We start from the raw sequence: 18981 nt of genomic DNA on the forward strand, positions 1-18981 counted from the left end.
GTCGTACGAACCGGGGTTCCCCCGGGCCGGACCCGGGTTTTCCCGGTCAGGCCCGGCTGCCCTGCTCACTCACCAGCGTGCCGATCTTCTCACCCTTGACGGCCCGCGCGATATTGCCCTCTGCCAGAAGCTCGAAGACAAGGATCGGGAGCCTGTTGTCGCGGCACAGCGTGATGGCGGTGGCGTCGGCGACCTTCAGGTCGCGGGTGATGACCTCGCCATAGCCGAGGGCGTCGAACTTGACGGCCCCCGGGTTGGTCTTCGGGTCGGAGTCGTAGACGCCGTCCACGCCGTTCTTGCCCATCAGGAGGGCCTCGGCGTCGATCTCCAGGGCCCGCTGGGCGGCGGTGGTGTCGGTGGAGAAGTACGGCATGCCCATACCGGCGCCGAAGATGACCACGCGGCCCTTCTCCAGGTGGCGCACGGCGCGCAGCGGGATGTACGGCTCGGCGACCTGGCCCATGGTGATGGCGGTCTGGACGCGGCTGTCGATGCCCTCCTTCTCCAGGAAGTCCTGGAGGGCGAGGCAGTTCATCACCGTGCCGAGCATGCCCATGTAGTCCGAGCGGGCCCGGTCCATGCCGCGTACCTGGAGTTCGGCGCCGCGGAAGAAGTTGCCGCCGCCGATGACCACCGCGATCTCCGCACCGTCGCGCACGACGGCCGCGATCTCGCGCGCGATCTTGTGCACCACGTCGGGGTCGACACCCAGGCTGCCGCCACCGGCGAAAGCCTCTCCGGACAGCTTCAGCAGGAACCGTCCGCTCACTTTGCCGTCGTCGCTCTTCTGGGCCTTGGTGGTGGTCATGGGAGATCCCGCCTCTTTCACGTGGTGCACATACGAAGAAGGCCATTGCCGGTGGGGTGTTCGCAACCCTTGCGCGGCAATGGCCTCCTCGTCAGATCTGCTGTCGTCCGCCACACGCCAGGTGACGGCGTCCACGGACGACTGCTGCCGACCCTACCGGGGCCGGGCGTCCGTCGCGGTACGGACTCAGATGCCGACCTTGATGCGCGAGAAGCGCTTCAGGGTGACACCGGCCTCGTCCAGGACCTTCTGCACGGACTTCTTGTTGTCCAGGGCGTACGGCTGGCCGAGGACCGTGGCGTCCTTGAAGAAGCCGTTGAGGCGACCCTCGACGATCTTGGCGATCGCGGCCTCGGGCTTGCCCTCGGCGCGGGTGGTCTCCTCGGCGATGCGGCGCTCCGACTCGACGACCTCGGCCGGCACGTCCTCCTTGGAGAGGTACTTCGGCGCGAAGGCGGCGATGTGCTGGGCGATGCCCTTGGCGACCTCGGCGTTGGGCTTGTCCAGCTCGACGAGGACACCGATCTGCGGGGGCAGGTCGGGCATCGTGCGGTGCATGTAGACGGAGACGTAGCCGTCGGCGAACTGCGCGAAGCGGTCCAGGACGATCTTCTCGCCCAGGTTGGCGTTGGCCTCGTCCACGAACGCCTGGACGGTCTTGCCGGGCTCGATCTCGGAGGCGAGCAGCGCCTCGATGTCGGCCGGGGAGGTCTTGGCGACGTGCTCGGCGATCGCCTTGGCGACGGCCTGGAACTTGTCGCCCTTGGCGACGAAGTCCGTCTCGCACTTCAGCTCGACCAGGACGCCGGAGGAGTTGTCGTCGGCGACGATGGAGACCACGGCGCCGTTCTCGGCGGAGCGGCCCTCGCGCTTGGCGACGCCCTTCTGGCCCTTGATGCGGAGCGCCTCGACGGCCTTGTCGACGTTGCCCTCGGCCTCGTCCAGCGCCTTCTTGCAGTCCATCATGCCGGCGCCGGTGAGCTCGCGGAGCTTCTTGACGTCGGCGGCGGTGTAGTTCGCCATGAGTCTGTGAGTCTTTCTCGAAGTCTGGAAGATCGGAGATCTACGGGGTCTGCGGCCCACAGGGAGCTGGAGAACCGCGACCCACCGCTGACCTACGGGTGAACGGCGGGAGCGGACGTGATGTCACCGCTCCCGCCGTCGCACGTCCCGACGGGTCAGGCCTGCTCGCCCTCGGCGGCCGGAGCCTCAGCCTCAGCCTCGGCGGCCGGAGCCTCGGCCTCGGCGGCCGGAGCCTCAGCGGCCGGGGCCTCTTCGGCGGCGGGCGCCTCGGCGGCGGCCTCGGCCGGCTTCTCGGCGTCGGCCTTCTTCTCGCCCTCGAGCAGGTCGCGCTCCCACGCGGCCAGCGGCTCGCCGGCGGCCTTCTCGCCCTTGCCCTCGGTGGCGACACCGGAGCGGGAGATGAGGCCCTCGGCCACGGCGTCGGCGATCACGCGGGTGAGCAGGGTGACGGAGCGGATCGCGTCGTCGTTGCCCGGGATCTTGTAGTCGACCTCGTCGGGGTCGCAGTTGGTGTCGAGGATGGCGACGACCGGGATGTTGAGCTTCCGGGCCTCGCCGACCGCGATGTGCTCCTTCTTGGTGTCCACGATCCAGACGGCGCTGGGAACCTTGGACATCTCGCGGATACCACCGAGGGTCTTCTCGAGCTTGGCCTTCTCACGCGAGAGGACCAGGAGCTCCTTCTTCGTCAGACCCGACGCGGCGACGTCCTCGAAGTCGATCTGCTCGAGCTCCTTGAGGCGCTGCAGACGCTTGTAGACGGTCGAGAAGTTGGTGAGCATGCCGCCCAGCCAGCGCTGGTTGACGTAGGGCATGCCGACGCGGGTGGCCTGCTCGGCGATGGCCTCCTGCGCCTGCTTCTTCGTGCCGACGAACATGACCGTGCCGCCGTGGGCGACGGTCTCCTTGACGAACTCGTAGGCGCGGTCGATGTACGACAGCGACTGGAGCAGGTCGATGATGTAGATGCCGTTGCGCTCGGTGAAGATGAAGCGCTTCATCTTCGGGTTCCAGCGACGGGTCTGGTGACCGAAGTGGACGCCGCTCTCCAGCAGCTCCCGCATCGTGACGACGGCCATGGCCGTTCTCCTTGTTTTTCTCGGTTGTGCCGCGGGTACCGGACGGTTCCCGCGCCTGACGCCCGCGATGCGCCGAGCCACGAAGGACCGAGGGGCGCGGATACCGGAATCCGGCTACTGCCGGGACCCCGGTACCGGGGCGTGCGAAGTCGACCCGGTGACCCGGATCGCCAGAAGAAGTGTACGGGACCGGCGGGGCACCGGGTGACGCCGCTGTCCACAACCGGGGAGTGGTCCACAGGTACGGGCGCCACCGGCCGGCGGGCGGGGACCGTACTGCCATGCACGTCAAGCGACTCCTGCCCCTGCTGCCGGCCCTCCTGCTCGCCGCGACGGCCTCGGCGGCCGGCGCCACGCCCGGATGGGCCGTCCGGGCTCCGGCCGCGGTCCGGTCCCCGGGTCCGGCCCCCGCCCCTGACCCGTCTCCGGCCCCGCCTTCGGCGACGGCCCCGCCTTCGGCGCCGGTCCAGCCTTCGATGCCGACCTCGCCTTCGGCGCCGGTCCAGCCCTCGGTGCCGGCACCGGATCCGGGCCCCGGGACGGATCCGGCCCCGGAGACGGCGCCCGTTCCGGCGATCGCCCGGTCCTGGCCGGTGGGCACCCGTCCCGTGGTGGTACGCGGCTGGGACCCCCCGGCCACCCCGTACGCCCGCGGCCACCGCGGTGTCGACCTGGCGGCCCCCGTCGGCGCCCCCGTCCGGGCGGTGGCGGCGGGCCGGGTGCTGTTCGCGGGCCGGGTGGCGGGCAGGGGCGTGGTCTCACTGGAGCTGGCGGGCACGGGCACCCCGCCCCTGCGCACCACCTACACGCCGGTGCGCCCCTCGGTCTTTGAGGGCGACGAGATCGCCCCGGCCCAGCCGGTCGGCACCCTCGCCGCCGCCACGCCCTCCCACTGCGCCACCGCGTGCCTCCACTGGGGCCTGCTCAGGGGCGAGACCTACCTGAACCCGCTGTCCCTGCTGCCGGCGTGGCTGAGGGCGAGGGCCCCGGCGCGGCTGCTGCCCGTACTGGGCGTACCGCTGCCGTGACCGGCCCGGTGATCCGCGGCGACCGTGCCGTCCGGGGGCGGCCGTCGGTCACCGGTGGACGGCGTCCCGCGGTCGCCGGGCCGCACGGCCCGCCCCGCCGCCACCGGCGGGCGCCGGACAGCGAACAGCAGGTACGGACACAGGCACCGGTACAGGCACGGGCACGGGCACGGGCACAAACATCGTCACCGTCACCGGCAGTGCCGGCGCGCCAGGTGAACCCGCGGTGCGCGGCCTACCCCCGGACCCCGCGCACCACCATCCCCACCGCCGCCTCCGTCACGACGGAGGTCTCCTCCACCCCCAGCTCGATCCTCCGCACGGCCGCGTCCACGACGCCCTGGACCAGCATGGCCGCCAGCCGCGGTTCCGCGTGTCCCATCTCCGCCACCGCTTCGACGATCATCGCCACGAGCCCCCCGTGCGCGGCCCGGATCTTCTCCCGCGCTCCCGCGTCCAGCTCGCTCGCCGAGATCGCCACGACGGCACGGTGCCGCCGGTCCCCGACCAGCGCCAACTGCCGGCGGACATACGCCTCGACCTTCGCCTCCGGCTCTTCCTCCGCGGCCATCGCCGCCTCGACCTCGGCCGCCCAGACGGGGAAGTCGACCTCGCACAGCTCCTCGACCACGGCCGCCCGCGACCGGAAGTACTCGTACACGGAGGAGCGCGCGAGCCCCGTCCGCTCGGCGAGAGCGGGGAAGGTCAGCGCCTCCGTACCGCCCTCGGACAATAGCGAGCGGGCCGCGTCCAGCAGGGCGGCTCGCTGCATCGACCGGTGCTCGGCCACGGAGGCCGCTCGAATCCTTGGCACGTCGACCACTGTACGGACGCCGCACCCGCATGGGGAGTGGCTCCGCCCGCACGCCCCCGCAAGGCCCGCGCGACGGCCGCAGGGCCACGGCCCGTCACCGCACCGACCGGGTCCGGCCCGGCCCGGTCCCACCGGGTCCGACCGGACCCGGTGGGGTCAGCGGCCGAAACCGGCCAGCTTCGCGCGCAGCTGGAGCACCGACTTGGTGTGGATCTGGCTGACCCGGCTCTCGGTGACTCCCAGCACGTTGCCGATCTCGGCGAGGGTCAGTCCCTCGTAGTAGTACAGCGTCACGACCGTCTTCTCCCGCTCGGGCAGGGTGTTGATGGCCCGCGCCAGAAATCGCCGCAGCTCACGGTCCTCGGCCACCTCCACGGGGTTGTCCGCGGCGGTGTCCTCCAATGTGTCCATGACACTGAGGCCGTCCCCGCCCTCGCCGCCGACGTGCAGCAGCTCCTCCAGGGCCACCACGTTGGCCAGCGACAGCTGGCTGAACACGGAGTGCAGGTCGTCCACCGCGATGCCCAGTTCGGCGGCCACCTCGACCTCCGACGGAGTCCGTCTGAGGCGTGCCTCCAGGGTGGCGTAGGCCCGCTCCACGTTCCGCGCCTTCTGCCGCACCGAACGGGGGATCCAGTCCAGCGCGCGCAGTTCGTCGATCATCGCGCCCCGGATCCGGGTGATCGCGTACGTCTCGAACTTGATCTCCCGTTCGATGTCGAACTTCTCGATCGCGTCGATCAGCCCGAACACGCCCGAGGACACGAAGTCGGCCTGCTCCACGTTGGGCGGCAGGCCCACGCTCACCCGGCCCGCCACGTACTTCACGAGCGGCGAGTAGTGCAGGATCAGTTGCTCCCGCAGCCGCTCGTCCCCCGTCGCCTTGTACGACCGCCACAGTTCGTCGAGTGTCGAGGGAGCGGGCGGCCGCACGCTGCCACCGTCACGGGCGGCTGGGGGGATCGCCGCCCGGTCGGACCCGGAGGTGTGCTGGGGCATTCGTCGCCTTGTGTCGTTCTGCCGTGATGTGCGTGCGGGGTCTGGGGTGAGCCGTCGGTCTGGTGTCGGGTGGTGCCGGGCGGCCGGTCCGCGCCGGAATCCTCGTGAGCGTAGCGTGACTGGGCCGTCGCGGTGTGCGAACAGCGTGCCCGTCCTGTACGCGGATACGTTCCGCCGGGCACCCCGGCGAGACGCGCCCCTCGCCCTGGGTGACGGGCGGACGGCGTCAACTACGGTCAATCTCAAGGGCTTCGGCGTTCCCTCGGACGGCCGAACCCCCTCGGTCAACACGGGCGACGCCCCGCTCGGACGGAGATCATCGCCTGGCGTGTCAACTTCCAGTCGTCGCCGTGTCGTTCGACGTAACCGAGTGCCCTGAGTTCGTACAGTCTCGCGATCGCGTCGTCCTCGGTGGTGCCGCCCTCCCGGGCGATCTCGTCGACCGCCGCCGGCCGCCGGCCGGGAAGCGCGGCCAGGACTCGCCGGGCGTCCGGCTCCAGGAGGTCGTGGGGCAGCACCGGGCCGCGCCGCTCCGGAGCCAGCTCTCCGATGCCGCCGACCAGTTCGACGACCTCGGCGGCGTCGGTGACCAGCACGGCCTCCTCGCGCAGGAGCTCGTGCACCCCCGCCGAGAGCGAGCTGGTGGCGGGGCCGGGGACGCCCATGGTGTGCCGACCCAGCCGCTGGGCCGCCCGCGCGGTGACGAGGGAGCCGCTGCGGTGGGCCGCCTCGACCACCACGGTGCCGCCGGTGAGCGCGGCGATGACCCGGTTGCGCAGGATGAACCTGCTCTGTGTGGGATGGTCGCCCGGCGGCAACTCGCCCACGACCAGTCCCTGCTGCGCGATCCGGTTGATCAGCTCCGTGTGCCCGCGCGGGTAGGGCCGGTCGACCCCGCAGGCGAGCACGGCGACGGTGGCACCCCCGGCGGCGAGCGCGCCCCGGTGGGCGGCGCCGTCGACGCCGTAGGCCCCGCCGGAGACCACCACCCAGCCGCGCTCGGCGAGTCCGGCGGCGAGGTCGGCCGCCATGTGCGCGCCGTACTCGGTGCAGGCGCGGGCGCCGACGACCGCGACCGACCGGAGCGCCCACATCCGCAGGCTGGGCCGGCCCCGGACCCACAGGCCCAGCGGCCGGGCGTCCCCGAGATCGTCCAGTGGGCCGGGCCATTCGGTGTCCCCCGGGCACACGAACCGCACGCCGGCCTCCCGGGCGACGGCCAGGTCCCGTTCCGGCTCGGCCCGGGCGGCCCGCGCCAGGAGACCGGCCCATCGCCGCCCGCTCACCCCGGGCAGGGCCTCCCGGCCGGGGCGCAGCCGCCGTACCACCTCTGCGGCACCGCGCTCGCGCACCCAGCGGCCGCCGGCCTCGTCGCCGGGTTCGAGGACCCGGGTGAGAAAGGCCCGCGCGAGCCGGTCCCCGCCCGGTCCGTCGGTGCCGGTCACGCCGGCGCCCCCAGCGCCATCGGCACGCCGCGCGGGACCCCCGTACGCAGCTGCAGGGCCAGGGCGACGTCCCCCGCGTCGGGCCGGTCGTGTCCGACCAGGTCGGCGACGGTCCAGGCGACGCGCAGGACGCGGTCCAGCCCGCGGGCGGTGAGCAGCCCCCGCTCCAGGCTCCGCTCGGCCTCCTCCATCGCACCGGGCGCGGGATGCCACCGGCTGCGCAGTTCCCGTCCCGGCACCTCGCCGTTGGTCCGCCAGGGAGTGCCCGCCAGCCGGGCCCCCGCGCGCTCGCGTGCGGCCCGGACCCGGTCGGCGACGGTCGCGGTGGAGTCGCCGCCGGGGCCGCGGTGGGCCAGCTGGGCCCTGCTGACCGGGTCGACCTCCACCCGCAGGTCCACCCGGTCGAGCAGCGGTCCGGAGAGCCGGGCCTGGTAGCGGCGGATCGCCGAGGGCGGGCATTCGCACAGGCTGTCGCGCTGGGAGAAGCGGCCGCACGGGCACGGGTTCGCCGCCAGCACCATGAGGAACCGTGCGGGAAACCGCACCACGCCGGCGCTGCGCGCGATCACGACGTGACCGGCCTCCAGGGGCTGCCGCAGGGCGTCGAGGGCATGGGGGCTGAACTCCGGGGTCTCGTCGAGGAAGAGGATGCCGCGGTGCGCCATCGACACGGCTCCGGGCCGGGCGACGTGGGGTCCGCCGCCCACGAGCGCCTGCAGGGTGGCCGAGTGGTGCGGGGCGCAGTACGGGGGGACGTCGATCAGCGGTTTGCCCGGTGGCAGCAGGCCCGCGACCGAGTGGACGGCCGTCACCTCCAGGGACTCCTGCCGGCCGAGCCGGGGCAGGACGGCCGGCATGCGCTCCGCGAGCATCGTCTTGCCGGCGCCCGGCGGACCCTCCAGGAACAGGTGGTGCCCGCCCGCCGCGGAGACCTCGACGGCCGTGCGCGCCGAGCGCTGTCCCACCACGTCCGCGAGGTCGTGCCCCGGATCGTGCGGGGCGGTGCCGAGTCCGTGCGTCCCGGTGGCCGCGCCGGTGCCGGGCATCCGCAGACCGGCCATGAGCGGGTCGGGCCGGCCGGAATCTTCCGGTTCCTCATCGGGCACCGGTTCATCGGCGAGGACGGCGATCAGCTGGCGCAGGCTGCGCACGCCGAGCACGGAGACGCCCGGGACCAGTGCGGCCTCGGCGGCGGCGCACTCGGGCACGACCACCTGTGCGTAGCCGGCGTCCGCCGCCGCGAGCACCGCGGGGAGGATCCCGCGGACCGGGCGGACCCGTCCGTCGAGCCCCAGCTCGCCGATCATCACGATGTCGGCGAGCACCCGCGGGTCGATCCGCTCGGCCGCGCCGAGCACGGCACTGGCGATGGCGAGGTCGAAGCCGCTGCCCGCCTTGGGCACGGAGGCGGGGCTGAGACCGACGGTGAGCTTCTTCTGCGGCCATTCGCCGCCCGAGTTCACCACCGCCGCCCGGACCCGGTCCCGGCTCTCGCTCAGGCTCTTGTCGGGCAGCCCCACCAGGGTGAACGCCGCCACTCCTGGTTCCAGGTCGGCCTGGACCTCGACGACGACGCCTTCGACGCCCACCAGCGCCACCGAGCAGGTGCGCGCGAACCCCATCTCAGGCCACCCCCCGCACGTGCTCGACGAGGGCGGCCCCGCGGCGGGGCAGGAGGACACCGACCAGGTCGATGCGGACGCCGCCCGGCGGGGCTCCTCCGTGCGCCTGGATCCATCGTTCGGCCAGTCCCCGCAGCCGCTGTGCCTTCTGGGGCGTCACCCCGGCCATGGGGTGCTGGAAACCACCGCCGCGGCGGGTCTTGACCTCGCAGACGACCAGCGCGTCGCCGTCCCGCGCGACGATGTCGATCTCACCGGTCCTGCCGCAGCGCCAGTTGCGCTCCAGGACCGTCATCCCGGTCTCCGTCAGCCGCCGCGCGGCCAGGTCCTCGCCGTACCTGCCGAGTGCTCCTCGTGCCAGATCCGTCTTCATGCCGGCACCACCTCCGGCGCCCACGTTCACGCATCGGCGGAGACCGGAAGGATCTTGGTGTACAACTCGGCGGCTGTGGACAACTCCGTCACCCCCGGGAGCGGCGGAAATCAGCGGGTATCAGCCGGAAGGCTCCCTCGGGAGCGGCGGTCAGCCGCCCGGAAGCTCCAGGTCGCTCTTGTTCAGCTCCTCGATGTTCACGTCCTTGAACGTGAGCACCCGTACCTGTTTCACGAACCGGGCCGGCCGGTACATGTCCCACACCCAGGCGTCCGCCATCGACACCTCGAAGAACACCTCACCCTGGACCGAGTGCACCTGCATCTCGTAGTCGTTGGTCAGGTAGAAACGCCGCTCGGTCTCGATCACGTATTTGAACAGACCGACGACGTCGCGGTACTCCCGGTAGAGCTTCAGCTCCATCTCGGTCTCGTACTTCTCGAGGTCCTCGGCGCTCATGGCATGTTCCCCTTCAGCCGTGCGATCCCCCCATTGTGCGCCAGTCCGGAGAGCCGCTAGACGATTTCCGTGTCGAGGGTGACGGGCCGGGCGGGAGGACCTTCGTCGAGCAGCCTGCTCAGCAGCCCTGCGAGTCTGGTCGGATACACCGTCTCATGTGCCCGGGCCAGTTCCCGACACGTCCACCAGCGCGCTCCGGAAACGCTCCGCCGCTCCAGTTCGGTGAGGGCCGTCGCCCGGGGCTCCGCCCCGGACGCGTCGGCCGTACGGGCCAGGTAGTACCACTCGTCCTGGTCCCAGCGGCGGCCCGCGAACGGGAAGGAGCACCTCCGGCGCCACAGCACCGGGCCGAGTTCGACGTCGGTGATGCCGGTCTCCTCGGCGAGTTCCCGCAGCGCGGCCTCTTCGCGGGTCTCGTCGCCCTCCACGCCACCGCCGGGCGTGAACCACCAGGCGTCGGCGGGGTCGTCCGGCTCGTGGCCGTGCAGCAGCAGGATGCGGTCCTCGGGGTCGAGCAGCACCACCCGGGCGACCCTGCGCAGTCCGCCCTCGTACGGGTCGACCCCCGCGTCCGTCGTCTCAGCGGGCACCGGCGGGCTCCGGACGGGTGCCGGCCCGGCCCCGGGCGACACGCTTGGCGATCGGTCCGTAGGCGCCGCCGCCGAGGACGAGCACCGCGCCGGCCACGATCAGCAGGCCGATCGTGCGCAGCGGCCCCGGCTCGGAGAGCGTGCCCAGCGCCTCGAAGCCGGTGGGACGCTCGAGCATGCCGTCCATGGGCCACACGACGGCGTCCACGCGGGCCTTGACGGACCCGCGGGAGACCGTGCCGCTGGCGGCGTCCGTGAGGTGGGCGGTGGAGTCCAGGGAGCCCTGCCGCTCGTCGCCGAGCAGGAAGAGACGGCCGTCGGGGACCTTCACGGTCGGGAAGTCCGTGATCTCGGCGAGGCTGCCCTCGGGCAGGTACGGCTCCTCGATCTGCTTGCCGTTGACGGTCAGCCTGCCGTCGGTGCAGCAGGAGACGGTGTCGCCGCCGACTGCAACGACCCGCTTGACGACGGGCGCGTTGCTCGCCCACGTCTTGTCGGTGAAGACGACGACGTCCCCGCGCCGCACCTCGTCGCCGTCCACGACCTGGGCGAGGACCCGGTCACCGGCGGTGATGGTCGGGGACATGGAGCTGGTGGGGACGGTGTACGGCCGGTAGACGAGCGCCGCCCAGCCGAATCCGCCGAGGAACAGCGCGAGGCCCAGCGCGACGGCCACACCGGACAGCACCTGTCCGGTCCGCCCGCCCGCCGGGCCACTGCCGGTGCCGCCGCCGTGCGGGGCCGTACGTGTTGTGCTCTCGCCACCCATGGATCGGCACCCTACCCGGCGGTACGAGCCGGGGGCAGCCCCTCGTCCCCGGCCGGGGCCGGGGCTTGGGAAAGGGTTTGCCGAGCGAATCAGCGGTTCCCGGCCGCCCCGGTGCGCCGGCGGCGCCAGAGTGCCACCGGGACGACACCGGCCAGCGCGACGCTCTGCGGAGCGACCGTGAGCGCGGCCGAGGTTGCCGGGCCTGCCTGGAGACCCTGCTGGTCGAAGGTGTCCGGAACCGGCAGCGTGCCCCAGCGGTTGATCGGCCAGGCCTTGACGATGGCACGCCCGACGACCTGGTCGACGGGGACCATGCCGTGGTTCTTGTCGGCCTGGTTGTAGCGGGAGTCGCGCGAGTTCTGACGGTGGTCGCCCATCACCCAGATGAAGCCCTCGGGCACCTTCACCGTGAACTGGCCGCCCTGGTCGTCCATGCTGCACGGGGTGTTGCCCGGGTACACGTACGGCTCGTTCAGCGCCTTGCCGTTGACCCTCAGCGGGCCGGTCTTGTTGCAGGAGACGGTGTCACCGCCGACCCCGATCACCCTCTTGATCAGGTCCTTCTCCTCCACCGACGGCATCAGGCCGATCCAGCTGAGGAAGGTCTGGATCGCGTTCGGCTCGGCGGTGGGCTCGCCCGCGAGCCAGGCGGCCGGGTCGTGGAAGACGACGACCTCGCCGCGCTCGGGCTCGGAGCCGAACCACGGGGTGAGCTTGTCGACCAGGACCCGGTCACCCTCCTGGAGGGTGTTCTGCATCGAGTCGGAGGGGATCGAGAACGCCTGCACCAGGAACGTCTTGATCAGCAGTGCGAGGACGAGCGCGATGCCGATCAGGATCGGCAGTTCCTTCCAGAACGAACGCGGTTTCTTCGCCCTGGGGGCGCCGTCGCCGGAGCCCTGTCCCGTCCCGGGGGGCTGCCCGTCACCGGGCCCGCCGTCCCCGGCCGCCGGAGCGTCGTGCCCGGAGGTCACAGCGCCGTCCGCGGCCGGGCCGGCCTCGTCCACGGGGTGTCCGCGGTGCTCCTCGCCGTCGTGCCCGGACCGTGCGCCAACCGCCACATCCCCCACGCCAACTCCTCACTCTGTGCCGCTGCCTGCCCCACATGCGGCGCAGGCCCACCACTCCCATAACGAGCGGGAGTTCCGCAGGGCTCGGGAGTCGGATCGTTCCGTTCGGATCGTCGGGGGCAACCCTATGCGACCCGTCGGACCGCGCGGTCGCCCCGGACGCCGAGTCGGTCACGGAGGAAAAGGTTTGCGGTTCCTTGAGGGAGTTCCAGTGACCCAGCGGCCAGGCGATCACCATGGCGCGCCCCACCACCCCGTCCTCGGAGACCGTGCCGCCGTACGTGTCCTGGTGGGACCGGGAGTCCGCGGAGTTCTCCCGGTGGTCGCCCATCACCCACAGGCGTCCCTCGGGGACGGTGATGTCGAAGGGCGTGAGCGAGGGGGCGTTGGCGGGGTGGAGGTAGTCCGCCTCGTTCAGGGGCACGCCGTTGACGGTGACCCGCCCTTGCGCGTCGCAGCACTGGACGTGGTCGCCGCCCACGCCGACGACCCGCTTGATGAGGTCCTTCTCGTCGTCGGACGGCAGCAGCCCGATGAAGGTGAGCCCTTGCTTGATCTGCTTGACGACGACGGGGTCGTCCTTCTTCGCGGTGGTCTGCTCGTCCTGCAGCCAGCCGCCGGGGTCCTTGAAGACGACGACGTCCCCGCGCTGCGGCTTGGAGCCGAACCACGGGGTGAACTTGTCGACCAGGACCCGGTCACCGATCTGGATCGTCTGCTCCATGGAGCCGGAGGGGATCACGAAGGCCTGCACGAGGAAGGTCTTCAGGACGAGCGCGATCAGGACGGCGACCCCGACGAGCAGCGGGATCTCCCGAACGGCGCTGCGCCTGCGCTTGCGCTTGACCTTGCGCTGGAGTTTGCGCCGCTCCGCGCGCGTGCGGCCGCCGGCCGGCACGGCGGCACGCCGGACGCCGGTGGGCAGGAGGTTGTCCGCGGCGCCACCGGACACGCCGCGGGGCTTGCCGCGGTTACCCATGGGCGCCCGCCGGGTCCGGCTCGGTGCTCGCCTCCGGCACACGCGCGTAGCCGCTCGGTCGGTGCAGACGGGTGAGGTGGGCGAAGGGCCAGGTGATCCAGTCGGCGCGGCCGATCACGACGTCCACGGGGACCATGCCGCCGCCCGGCGAGCCGAGACGGTCGCGGGAGTCGCTGGATTCGCTGCGGTGGTCGCCGAGGACGAACAGGGTGCCCTCGGGCACGGCCACGTCGAAGGGCACCGTGGACGGGCTGTCGCCCGGATACAGGAACGTCGACTCGTCGACCGGCCGGCCGTTCACCTGGATCCTCCCCTCCTTGTCGCAGCAGACCACGTGGTCTCCCCCCACACCCACAACGCGCTTGATGTAGTCGGCGTCCCCGAAGTACCCGCTGCCGTCGAAGACGACGACGTCACCGCGGCGCGGCTCGGCACCGAAACGGTACGCCAACCTATTTACGAGAACGCGGTCGCCGATCCTCAATCCGTTCTCCATGGATCCGCTGGGAATCTGGAACGGTTTCACCACGAAGAGGTTGAGGAGCAGCAGGAACAGCAGGCAGATCAGCAGGGTGAGACCGATCCGGCCGCCCGGCAGCCGGGTCGTGATCCGTGCCGGGAACGCGAAACGCGACCGGCCCTCCGGTCCCTCCGGGTCCGGGATCGCTCCGGGACCGGAAGGGCGGGAGGAGCGGTCGCGCTCCGTCGGCTGAGCTTCGGTGTCCATCGGGGCCCGATGTTATCGGGCCCCTCACGAACTCCCGAAGGCGCTCACCTGTCGCGCTTCTCCTTGATCTTCGCGGCCTTGCCGCGCAGCTCACGGAGGTAGTAGAGCTTGGCGCGACGCACGTCACCGCGGGTGACCAGCTCGATCTTCTCGACGATCGGGGTGTGCACCGGGAAGGTGCGCTCGACGCCGACGGAGAAGGAGACCTTGCGGACCGTGAAGGTCTCGCGGACACCGGCGCCCTGGCGGCGGATGACCACACCCTTGAACTGCTGCACACGGGAGCGGTTGCCCTCGATGACGCGGACGTGGACGTTGACGGTGTCACCCGGGCGGAAGGCCGGGAGGTCACTGCGCAGCGACGCGGAGTCGACGGTGTCGAGCAGGTGGGACATTTCGTCTGCTTTCCTCGTTGATGCCACAGGTCATCAACGGAAACTAGGAGTTCTGAAGGGGAGTGGCGCGCGTCGGGGCGGGCGTCGTGTCCCCCCGTGGCAGGGGCGCACGCCGGACTGCGCACAACAGCGACCTATTGTTCCACGGCGTCGGTCCTGCGCCAAAATCGGCCGTACGGCGCGCCCTCCGGGTCGGGCGACCAGCCCAGGATGGAGAGCATCTCGCGGTCCTTCTTGTCGAAGGCCCGCGGGTCGCAGCGCTCGATCAGGTCGGGCCGGTTGGCCGTCGTGCGCCGCAGGGCCTCGTCGCGGCGCCAGCGCGCGATCTTCCCGTGGTGTCCGCTGAGCAGCACCTCGGGGATCTCCCGGCCGCGCCAGGCGGGCGGCTTGGTGTAGACGGGGCCTTCCAGGAGCGAGGCCATGGCGCCGGGCGCGAAGGAGTCGTCGCGGTGGGACTCGGCGTTGCCCAGCACGCCGGGGAGCAGCCTGGCCACGGCCTCCGTGACGACCAGGACGGCCGCCTCGCCGCCGGCCAGGACGTAGTCGCCGATGGAGACCTCGTAGACGGGGATCCGGGTGGCGTACTCGTCGATGACGCGCCGGTCGATGCCCTCGTAACGGGCCGGGGTGAAGATCAGCCAGGGCCGCTCGGAGAGTTCGACGGCGAGTTCCTGGGTGAAGGGCCGGCCGCTCGGGGTGGGCACGACGAGCGCGGGGGCGTGCGCGCCCCGCTCGTAGCCGTCGGCGAGGACGGTGTCGAGGGCGTCGCCCCACGGCTCGGTCTTCATGACCATGCCGGGGCCACCGCCGTACGGGGTGTCGTCGACGGTGTTGTGGCGGTCGTACGTCCACTGCCGCAGGTCGTGCACCTGGACGTTCAGCTGTCCACGCGCGCGTGCCTTGCCGACCAGGGAGACGTTCAGCGGGTCGAGGTACTCGGGGAAGATCGTGACGACGTCGAGGCGCATCAGGAGCCTTCCCCGGCCCGGTCGGCGTCCTCGCGTGCCTTCTCGTCCGCGTCCTCGTCCCGCGCGGAGGCGATCTCGGCGCGGTCGTCGATCAGGCCGGGCGGCGGGTCGATGACCGCCCGCTGCTCCTCCAGGTCGATCTCGACGACGATCGTCTCGACGAAGGGGATCATCACCTCGCTCCCGTCGGCGCGCTCGACGATGAAGAGGTCCTGGGAGGGCAGGTGCGAGATCTCCGTGATGCGGCCGACCTCGACGCCGTCCTTCGTCACCACGTCCAGGTCCATGAGCTGGTGGTCGTAGTACTCGTCCTCCTCCTCGGGGAGCTCCTGCGGGTCCACCTCGGCGATCAGGAGGACGTTGCGCAGGGCCTCGGCCGCCGTGCGGTCGGTGACCCCCGCGAAGCGCAGGAGGAGACGGCCGCTGTGCACCCGGCCGGTCTCGATCGTGAGCGGACCCTTGGCGGCGGGGTCCGTCGCCAGTACGGCCCCGGGGGCGAGCCGCAGTTCCGGCTCGTCGGTGCGGACCTCCACGGTGACCTCGCCCTTGATGCCGTGGGCGCGGCCGATCCGTGCGACTACGAGCTGCACTGTCGAAGATCTCCTGTCATGCCTGTCGTACCTGTCATGCCTGGCGTCCGTGTGCGCGCGCCCGCCGCAACGACTGCGGGCCGGGGACGGCCCGGAGGCCCTCCCCGGCCCGAGCCGGTGCTGCTGTTGCGTCAGCGGACGTGGTCGACGTCGACGAGGTCGACGCGGACACCGCGGCCGCCGATGGCGCCCACGACGGTGCGCAGGGCGCGTGCGGTGCGGCCGTTGCGGCCGATCACCTTGCCGAGGTCGTCCGGGTGGACCCGGACCTCGAGCACACGCCCGCGGCGCAGGTCGCGCGAGGCGACCTGCACATCATCGGGGTTGTCGACGATGCCCTTCACGAGGTGCTCAAGCGCCTCTTCGAGCATGCTGCTCAGGCCTCGGTCGACTCGGACTCAGCCGCGGCCTCGTCCTTCTTCTCAGCCTTCTTCTTCTGGGTGATGGCCTCACCCTTGCCCGTGTCGTCGCCGCCGAGGGCCTCGAACGACGGACGCGCCTTCTTCGGCTCGGCGACGAGCAGCGGAGCCGGGGCGGGCTCGCCCTTGAACTTCTGCCAGTCGCCGGTCTTCTTCAGGATGGCGAGGACGGGCTCGGTCGGCTGCGCGCCGACACCCAGCCAGTAGGCCACGCGGTCGGCGTCGACCTCGATGACCGACGGGTGGTACGTCGGGTGGTACTTGCCGATCTCCTCGATCGCACGACCGTCACGACGGGTACGGGAGTCGGCGACGACGATGCGGTAGTGAGGCGCACGGATCTTGCCCAGACGCTTCAGCTTGATCTTGACTGCCACGGGAGTGAGTTCTCCTGGATTGACGTGGTTGGGCACGGCGAGATTGCCGCGTGGGGTTGCGGTACCCGAGTGCCCGACGGACGCGTCAGCCGGAGGAGAGAGGGGTCCTGTTCGGCTGTCGAGTACAGCTGACCATTCTGCCACACGCCGCGGGCCCTCCTGAGCTGCGGGGCGCGGAGCACGCCTCGGCCCGGGCATGCCACAGGAGCACCCGGCGCCACGACCGCCTCACGGCGGCCGCGCACGGGTGCGGGTACCGCGGTGGGGGGGGGGGGGGGGGGGGGGGGGGGGGCCGGCCCCCCCCACCGCCCGTCGAACCGGCAGCCACGAGATGCCGGTGCGTCCCTGCGCGCGGCTACGCCGCGCCCATGACCTCCGGGATGCGGAACGGCTTGCCGCAGCCGCCGCACACGATCGGGGCCTGGGCCAGGACCGACGGAACGACCCGGACGTTGCGTCCGCAGTCGCAGACGGCCTTGACGCGGACGCCGCCACCGGAGGAGCCGTGCCGGGCGGCCGGGCCGCGGAAGGCACGGGTCGTCTCGGCGGTGGTGGCGGCCACGTGGGCCTTGAGGGCCCGCTGGAGGCGCTCGATCGTCGGCCGGTAGCGCCGCTTGGCCTCGGGATTGAGCACCACCAGGGAGAAGCCGCTGCTGGGATGCGGTTCCTCCGGGTGGTCCAGGCCAAGCTCCTCGGCGATCGCGAGGAACCGGCGGTTGTGGTAGCGGCCGGCGCGGGAGGTGTCGCGGACCCCGCGGGCGGCGGCGATGCCGTGGACTGCCTCATGGAGCAGTCGTTCGAAGGAGAGTTCGTGACCGCAGGCGGACGACGACTCCCCGATCAGTGACTCCGGCGCGGCAAGATCGGGCAGTTCGGGGTGGTACCGCTGAATGTCGGCCCACGCCTGTGCCAGCTCTGCGGCGAGAACAGGTGGTGTCTGTGTCGTGCTCACGTAATGACAACGAGCGGGGGTGCCGCTGTGTTCCGATTCCGGGGCATCCCAAATAATTTGCACGTACCCGTCAGTTGCCCCTGATGCGTCCTGACGAGGGCGGGTGCGCTGATCTGCGGAGAAGCCTCACAGCTCGTACCAAGCCGGTGCGTAGCCCCACGTACGCCCCTCGTCTCCCAGCATGTACACGGCCGGGCGGGAGAGTGTCCGGACGGTGCGCAAGAGACGTTTCGGTCGCTCTCGGAGCCGGGGACGCCGGTTCGGTGGGCGCGCGCGACGACGGCGACGTTACCGGGCGCGCCCTCGGCCCCGGGCACCGCCCCGTCCTCCGCGACCGGATCCCGGCACCGGCAGGGGAAGTCGTCCGCACGCGAGGTGGGGACGGGTGCCTCTGCCATGGCACGACGGTACGGGCCCACGTCGCCGGAACGTGAAATCCCGCCACACGCGCGGGCAGCGCGCAAGCCGGCCTCCGCGACCCCTGGACGCGGGGTCGAGGGGGGAGTTACCTGGCATACGGGAGGGAGTGCGGGCGCACTGACGGGGGCCACCTGAACGGGTACGCGGCAAACTCTCGGCGGATTGGGGCGCTTATCCATGACACCTACGCTCGTGCGGGAGCACCTGCCTCATGCGGGGCCCGCGCTCCGCGTCGACCGCGGTGCACGCGCGCGTGACTGGTCCGAGATCCAGGAGCGGATGCTGGTTCCGCTCTACGAGGCCGTCTACGAGCGACTGGGAGTGGGGTCCGGCACCCGTCTCCTGGGCCTCGGCTGCGGTTCCGGGCTGGCCCTGCTGATGGCGGCCTCCAGGGGCGCGGTCCTCACCGGCGTCGAGACCCGGGCACCGGAGCGGCTGGCCCTCGCCCGGCAGCGGCTGACCCCGGAGGCGGACGGCACGCGCGCGGGGAGCGGCACGCGCCCCGTGGACGGCACACGGCTCGTGGACGACATGCGCCTCGCGGACGGCTCGCCCGGGGACCCGGCCGGCGCGAAGACGCCCGCGTACGACCTGGTGACCGCCTTCGAACCCGTCGGATGCCTGGCGGGCGACTCGGAGGGGCTCGGCGCGCTGCTCGCGGCCGCCGCACCGCTGGCCGCACGCGGAGCACCCGTGGTGCTGGTGGGCTGGGGTCCGCCGGAGCGCTGCGCGACCTCGTCCGTGTTGCGGGTCGCCGCCGGACTGGCCGATCCGCCGCGGACGGCGGGGAGGTGGCGCCCGGCGCTGCGCGACGACCTGGAGGAGGTCGCCCAGCGGGCCGGTCTGCGGCCCGACGGCTCCGGCCGGGTGGCCTGCCCGTTCGGGTACGCGGGCGTGGACAGCGCCCTCAGGGGCCTGTTGTCCACGGGCCTGTTCGACGCGGCGATCTCCGCGACGGACCAGGCTCAGGTGGACAAGGAGGTGACCGAGGCGCTCCACCCCCACCGGCGGCCGGACGGGACGGTGTGGATGCCGAACGTGTTCCGGTACCTGATCGCCCGGGTCCCCTGAGGCC

General features: G+C 72.0%; 22 protein-coding genes. 2 read left to right on the forward strand and 20 right to left on the reverse strand.

Features of this window, described 5'->3' with window-relative positions:
• Positions 1-46 precede the first annotated feature (46 nt).
• The 3 genes from pyrH to rpsB form a co-directional block, all read right to left on the reverse strand.
• Positions 47-808, reverse strand: coding sequence for a UMP kinase (gene pyrH / locus ACZ5FU_RS00510; RefSeq protein ID WP_451526306.1), 762 nt, complete (start codon positions 806-808; stop codon positions 47-49).
• 186 nt (positions 809-994) lie between these two features.
• Positions 995-1831: a translation elongation factor Ts gene (gene tsf / locus ACZ5FU_RS00515; protein WP_451526305.1), complete on the reverse strand. Its 837-nt coding sequence runs from the start codon at positions 1829-1831 to the stop codon at positions 995-997.
• Between the two features lie 155 nt (positions 1832-1986).
• Complete coding sequence (rpsB, locus tag ACZ5FU_RS00520; RefSeq protein WP_469044034.1) at positions 1987-2910, reverse strand: 30S ribosomal protein S2; 924 nt, start codon at positions 2908-2910, stop codon at positions 1987-1989.
• Between the two features lie 476 nt (positions 2911-3386).
• Here rpsB and ACZ5FU_RS00525 point away from each other — a divergent pair, with 476 nt between their 5' ends.
• Positions 3387-3938 carry a M23 family metallopeptidase gene (locus ACZ5FU_RS00525; RefSeq protein ID WP_469044036.1) on the forward strand — a complete coding sequence of 184 codons (552 nt, stop codon included), beginning with the start codon at positions 3387-3389 and terminating at the stop codon, positions 3936-3938.
• Between the two features lie 235 nt (positions 3939-4173).
• Here ACZ5FU_RS00525 and ACZ5FU_RS00530 read toward each other — a convergent pair whose 3' ends face one another.
• The 17 genes from ACZ5FU_RS00530 to ACZ5FU_RS00610 all read right to left on the reverse strand — a co-directional run bounded on the left by ACZ5FU_RS00530 (position 4174) and on the right by ACZ5FU_RS00610 (position 17486).
• Positions 4174-4728: a TetR/AcrR family transcriptional regulator gene (locus ACZ5FU_RS00530; RefSeq protein ID WP_451526364.1), complete on the reverse strand. Its 555-nt coding sequence runs from the start codon at positions 4726-4728 to the stop codon at positions 4174-4176.
• Positions 4729-4908: 180 nt separating this feature from the next.
• Positions 4909-5751: an RNA polymerase sigma factor WhiG gene (gene whiG / locus ACZ5FU_RS00535; RefSeq protein WP_401480715.1), complete on the reverse strand. Its 843-nt coding sequence runs from the start codon at positions 5749-5751 to the stop codon at positions 4909-4911.
• 284 nt (positions 5752-6035) lie between these two features.
• Entirely contained in the window at positions 6036-7196 is a 1161-nt protein-coding gene (gene dprA, locus ACZ5FU_RS00540; protein WP_451777335.1) for a DNA-processing protein DprA, read from the reverse strand.
• Entirely contained in the window at positions 7193-8818 is a 1626-nt protein-coding gene (locus tag ACZ5FU_RS00545) for a YifB family Mg chelatase-like AAA ATPase (protein WP_468835774.1), read from the reverse strand. Before ACZ5FU_RS00545 ends, dprA begins: the two co-directional genes overlap by 4 nt.
• A 1-nt stretch (position 8819) precedes the next feature.
• Entirely contained in the window at positions 8820-9221 is a 402-nt protein-coding gene (locus ACZ5FU_RS00550; protein ID WP_451526300.1) for a YraN family protein, read from the reverse strand.
• A gap of 120 nt (positions 9222-9341) precedes the next feature.
• A complete protein-coding gene (locus tag ACZ5FU_RS00555; protein ID WP_003965949.1) occupies positions 9342-9650 on the reverse strand; it encodes a DUF2469 domain-containing protein in 309 nt (102 codons plus the stop codon).
• A gap of 56 nt (positions 9651-9706) precedes the next feature.
• The gene (locus tag ACZ5FU_RS00560; RefSeq protein WP_451526299.1) at positions 9707-10240 is read right to left on the reverse strand and encodes an NUDIX hydrolase; all 534 of its coding nucleotides are present in this window, start codon (positions 10238-10240) and stop codon (positions 9707-9709) included.
• Positions 10230-11009, reverse strand: a complete 780-nt coding sequence (gene lepB, locus ACZ5FU_RS00565; protein ID WP_451526298.1) for a signal peptidase I — start codon at positions 11007-11009, stop codon at positions 10230-10232. Before lepB (ACZ5FU_RS00565) ends, ACZ5FU_RS00560 begins: the two co-directional genes overlap by 11 nt.
• An 89-nt stretch (positions 11010-11098) precedes the next feature.
• Entirely contained in the window at positions 11099-12016 is a 918-nt protein-coding gene (lepB, locus tag ACZ5FU_RS00570; RefSeq protein ID WP_451526297.1) for a signal peptidase I, read from the reverse strand.
• Entirely contained in the window at positions 11934-13058 is a 1125-nt protein-coding gene (gene lepB, locus ACZ5FU_RS00575) for a signal peptidase I (protein ID WP_451526296.1), read from the reverse strand. The genes lepB (ACZ5FU_RS00570) and lepB (ACZ5FU_RS00575) overlap by 83 nt, the downstream gene beginning before the upstream one ends.
• Positions 13051-13785, reverse strand: coding sequence for a signal peptidase I (gene lepB, locus ACZ5FU_RS00580; protein WP_468835770.1), 735 nt, complete (start codon positions 13783-13785; stop codon positions 13051-13053). The genes lepB (ACZ5FU_RS00575) and lepB (ACZ5FU_RS00580) overlap by 8 nt, the downstream gene beginning before the upstream one ends.
• A 44-nt stretch (positions 13786-13829) precedes the next feature.
• On the reverse strand, positions 13830-14180 hold the full coding sequence (rplS, locus tag ACZ5FU_RS00585; RefSeq protein ID WP_468835768.1) for a 50S ribosomal protein L19: 351 nt from the start codon (positions 14178-14180) through the stop codon (positions 13830-13832).
• Between the two features lie 134 nt (positions 14181-14314).
• Positions 14315-15148: a tRNA (guanosine(37)-N1)-methyltransferase TrmD gene (gene trmD / locus ACZ5FU_RS00590; protein WP_451526293.1), complete on the reverse strand. Its 834-nt coding sequence runs from the start codon at positions 15146-15148 to the stop codon at positions 14315-14317.
• Positions 15148-15738 carry a ribosome maturation factor RimM gene (gene rimM / locus ACZ5FU_RS00595; protein ID WP_469044038.1) on the reverse strand — a complete coding sequence of 197 codons (591 nt, stop codon included), beginning with the start codon at positions 15736-15738 and terminating at the stop codon, positions 15148-15150. Before rimM ends, trmD begins: the two co-directional genes overlap by 1 nt.
• A gap of 131 nt (positions 15739-15869) precedes the next feature.
• Positions 15870-16109: an RNA-binding protein gene (locus ACZ5FU_RS00600; protein WP_005479813.1), complete on the reverse strand. Its 240-nt coding sequence runs from the start codon at positions 16107-16109 to the stop codon at positions 15870-15872.
• Between the two features lie 5 nt (positions 16110-16114).
• Positions 16115-16534 (reverse strand): 30S ribosomal protein S16, encoded by a 420-nt coding sequence (gene rpsP, locus ACZ5FU_RS00605; protein ID WP_401480736.1) that lies wholly within the window; start codon positions 16532-16534, stop codon positions 16115-16117.
• Between the two features lie 355 nt (positions 16535-16889).
• Entirely contained in the window at positions 16890-17486 is a 597-nt protein-coding gene (locus tag ACZ5FU_RS00610; RefSeq protein WP_392240295.1) for a hypothetical protein, read from the reverse strand.
• A gap of 597 nt (positions 17487-18083) precedes the next feature.
• On the opposite strand from ACZ5FU_RS00610, the gene ACZ5FU_RS00615 reads away from it, so the two are divergent.
• Positions 18084-18977 (forward strand): SAM-dependent methyltransferase, encoded by an 894-nt coding sequence (locus tag ACZ5FU_RS00615; protein WP_451777343.1) that lies wholly within the window; start codon positions 18084-18086, stop codon positions 18975-18977.
• Positions 18978-18981: the final 4 nt, after the last annotated feature.

The sequence above is a fragment of the Streptomyces sp. NPDC031554 genome, assembly GCF_055580685.1.

Bases quoted from the DNA above. Each gene is read 5' to 3' on its own strand.
- pyrH (WP_451526306.1), bottom strand. From the start codon at position 808: ATGACCACCACCAAGGCCCAGAAGAGCGACGACGGCAAAGTGAGCGGA.
- tsf (WP_451526305.1), bottom strand. From the start codon at position 1,831: ATGGCGAACTACACCGCCGCCGACGTCAAGAAGCTCCGCGAGCTCACC.
- rpsB (WP_469044034.1), bottom strand. From the start codon at position 2,910: ATGGCCGTCGTCACGATGCGGGAGCTGCTGGAGAGCGGCGTCCACTTC.
- ACZ5FU_RS00525 (WP_469044036.1), top strand. From the start codon at position 3,387: ATGCCGACCTCGCCTTCGGCGCCGGTCCAGCCCTCGGTGCCGGCACCG.
- whiG (WP_401480715.1), bottom strand. From the start codon at position 5,751: ATGCCCCAGCACACCTCCGGGTCCGACCGGGCGGCGATCCCCCCAGCC.
- ACZ5FU_RS00545 (WP_468835774.1), bottom strand. From the start codon at position 8,818: ATGGGGTTCGCGCGCACCTGCTCGGTGGCGCTGGTGGGCGTCGAAGGC.
- ACZ5FU_RS00555 (WP_003965949.1), bottom strand. From the start codon at position 9,650: ATGAGCGCCGAGGACCTCGAGAAGTACGAGACCGAGATGGAGCTGAAG.
- lepB (WP_451526298.1), bottom strand. From the start codon at position 11,009: ATGGGTGGCGAGAGCACAACACGTACGGCCCCGCACGGCGGCGGCACC.
- lepB (WP_451526296.1), bottom strand. From the start codon at position 13,058: ATGGGTAACCGCGGCAAGCCCCGCGGCGTGTCCGGTGGCGCCGCGGAC.
- lepB (WP_468835770.1), bottom strand. From the start codon at position 13,785: ATGGACACCGAAGCTCAGCCGACGGAGCGCGACCGCTCCTCCCGCCCT.
- rplS (WP_468835768.1), bottom strand. From the start codon at position 14,180: ATGTCCCACCTGCTCGACACCGTCGACTCCGCGTCGCTGCGCAGTGAC.
- trmD (WP_451526293.1), bottom strand. From the start codon at position 15,148: ATGCGCCTCGACGTCGTCACGATCTTCCCCGAGTACCTCGACCCGCTG.
- ACZ5FU_RS00600 (WP_005479813.1), bottom strand. From the start codon at position 16,109: ATGCTCGAAGAGGCGCTTGAGCACCTCGTGAAGGGCATCGTCGACAAC.
- ACZ5FU_RS00615 (WP_451777343.1), top strand. From the start codon at position 18,084: ATGACACCTACGCTCGTGCGGGAGCACCTGCCTCATGCGGGGCCCGCG.